Origin of the sequence: Bacillus sp. R86525, assembly GCF_042466195.1 — a bacterium.
In the GTDB taxonomy this organism is placed as follows: domain Bacteria; phylum Bacillota; class Bacilli; order Bacillales; family Bacillaceae_G; genus Bacillus_A; species Bacillus_A nitratireducens.
In genome coordinates, this window is the sequence record NZ_JAXHPX010000007.1 from 5,100,001 (window position 1) to 5,102,500 (window position 2,500).

The following is a 2,500-nucleotide window of genomic DNA, read 5'->3' on the forward strand; positions in this document are numbered from 1 at the left end:
GTTGTAAAAACCTTGTTTGATAGATACTGTTCCTGTTTTGGCTGTTTTAACAACACCGTATAGAAAGCAAATAAGAAAGTGCTTAATAAAATAAGGATATCTCCTATTAAAGACACCTCTTGATCGGCATTATTAGATGGAATTGTAATAAGAAGTACCCCTATAACCCCTAATATAATACCTATCCAATAATTCAGCTGAATTTTCTCTTTCAAAAAGAACGCCGAAAAAAGTATTGTAACTAAAGGTAACGCAGCATCTATGATACTAACATGCAATCCACTTGTTAAAGAAATGCCGTAGGATGTGAACATAAAGTATCCAGCTACACCAGTAAAAGATAACAAACTCATTCTTTTCCATGGAATATGTTTATGTACAACCGCTTTTTGTAGTTCGTTAAATGAGAAAAGCATACAAATTCCACCCGCAAAGAAAAGACGAATAAACAACAAAGTAAATGGTTGAATGGATTCTAACGCCCATTTCGTTGGCGCAATTGCCGTCCCCCATAATATAACAGCCACTAACAACATGCATATTTCCTTCATAATCCCCCACACCCATCAAAAAATATATGTTAACTACCTTAATTATAGATTTTTTCTTATATAAAATCCTTTAAAAACACAAAAGGTTATGTGAAAAAGAGCTATCTAGCTCTTTTTCACATAACCTTTTCATATAAGATCTAAAATATCCTTATTCATACTACAACTTAATCAATACAAAAAGGTAATTCTTACCTTAAACTACTATGTAAAAGTATTAACTTTATAACTCTTTTATCGCCTTATCATCCAAATTTATTTTAAACAGCCTCTATTTCATTCTTTTTTCTTCTTTAGCGTCATTCAATTTATGGATTTTGACATTTGGTAAATAAAAATAAACACAAAAAAACCTAAGTCGAAACGACTTAGGTTTTTGCTTGGCGACGTCCTACTCTCACAGGGACAAGGTCCCAACTACCATCGGCGCTAGAGAGCTTAACTTCCGTGTTCGGTATGGGAACGGGTGTGACCTCTCTGCCATCATCACCAAACTATGAAGGCATATTCCTTCAAAACTAGATAACATTTGCTACATATTATATGGTTAAGTCCTCGATCTATTAGTATTCGTCAGCTCCACATGTCACCATGCTTCCACCTCGAACCTATCAACCTGATCATCTTTCAGGGATCTTACTAGCTTACGCTATGGGAAATCTCATCTTGAGGGGGGCTTCATGCTTAGATGCTTTCAGCACTTATCCCTTCCGCACATAGCTACCCAGCTATGCCCTTGGCAGAACAACTGGTACACCAGCGGTGCGTCCATCCCGGTCCTCTCGTACTAAGGACAGCTCCTCTCAAATTTCCTACGCCCACGACGGATAGGGACCGAACTGTCTCACGACGTTCTGAACCCAGCTCGCGTACCGCTTTAATGGGCGAACAGCCCAACCCTTGGGACCGACTACAGCCCCAGGATGCGATGAGCCGACATCGAGGTGCCAAACCTCCCCGTCGATGTGGACTCTTGGGGGAGATAAGCCTGTTATCCCCGGGGTAGCTTTTATCCGTTGAGCGATGGCCCTTCCATGCGGAACCACCGGATCACTAAGCCCGACTTTCGTCCCTGCTCGACTTGTAGGTCTCGCAGTCAAGCTCCCTTATGCCTTTGCACTCTACGAATGATTTCCAACCATTCTGAGGGAACCTTTGGGCGCCTCCGTTACACTTTAGGAGGCGACCGCCCCAGTCAAACTGCCCACCTGACACTGTCTCCCGGGTCGATAAGACCCGTAGGTTAGAATTTCAATACAGTCAGGGCGGTATCCCACCAGCGCCTCCACCGAAGCTAGCGCTCCGGTTTCAATGGCTCCCGCCTATCCTGTACAAACTGTACCAAAATTCAATATCAGGCTACAGTAAAGCTCCACGGGGTCTTTCCGTCCTGTCGCGGGTAACCTGCATCTTCACAGGTACTATAATTTCACCGAGTCTCTGGTTGAGACAGTGCCCAAATCGTTACACCTTTCGTGCGGGTCGGAACTTACCCGACAAGGAATTTCGCTACCTTAGGACCGTTATAGTTACGGCCGCCGTTTACTGGGGCTTCAGTTCAGAGCTTCGCTTACGCTAACCCCTCTCCTTAACCTTCCAGCACCGGGCAGGTGTCAGCCCCTATACTTCGCCTTACGGCTTCGCAGAGACCTGTGTTTTTGCTAAACAGTCGCTTGGGCCTATTCACTGCGGCTTTCCGTTAAGAAAGCACCCCTTCTCCCGAAGTTACGGGGTCATTTTGCCGAGTTCCTTAACCAGAGTTCTCTCGCACACCTTAGGATTCTCTCCTCGCCTACCTGTGTCGGTTTGCGGTACAGGCACCTTTTATCTCGCTAGAAGCTTTTCTTGGCAGCGGGGAATCAAAGACTTCGCTCCATAAGGAGCTTCCCCATCACAGCTCAGCCTTCACGATAAGCGGATTTGCCTACTTATCAGCCTAACTGCTTGGA

General features: G+C 44.5%; 1 protein-coding gene and 2 rRNA genes (2 of these 3 running past the window's edge). All 3 read right to left on the bottom strand.

Annotation, left to right across the window (positions count from 1 at the left end; all coding sequences use genetic code 11):
• Positions 1–551: the 5' portion of a DMT family transporter gene (locus SJY24_RS28820; RefSeq protein ID WP_377867086.1), read on the bottom strand. 379 nt of this gene lie to the left of the window's left edge; the window shows 551 of its 930 coding nt (coding positions 1–551); the start codon lies at positions 549–551; the stop codon falls past the left edge of the window.
• Between the two features lie 378 nt (positions 552–929).
• A 5S ribosomal RNA gene (rrf, locus tag SJY24_RS28825) occupies positions 930–1,045 on the bottom strand.
• A 49-nt stretch (positions 1,046–1,094) separates the two neighbouring features.
• Positions 1,095–2,500: ribosomal RNA gene (locus SJY24_RS28830) — 23S ribosomal RNA — on the bottom strand (it continues 1,516 nt past the right edge of the window).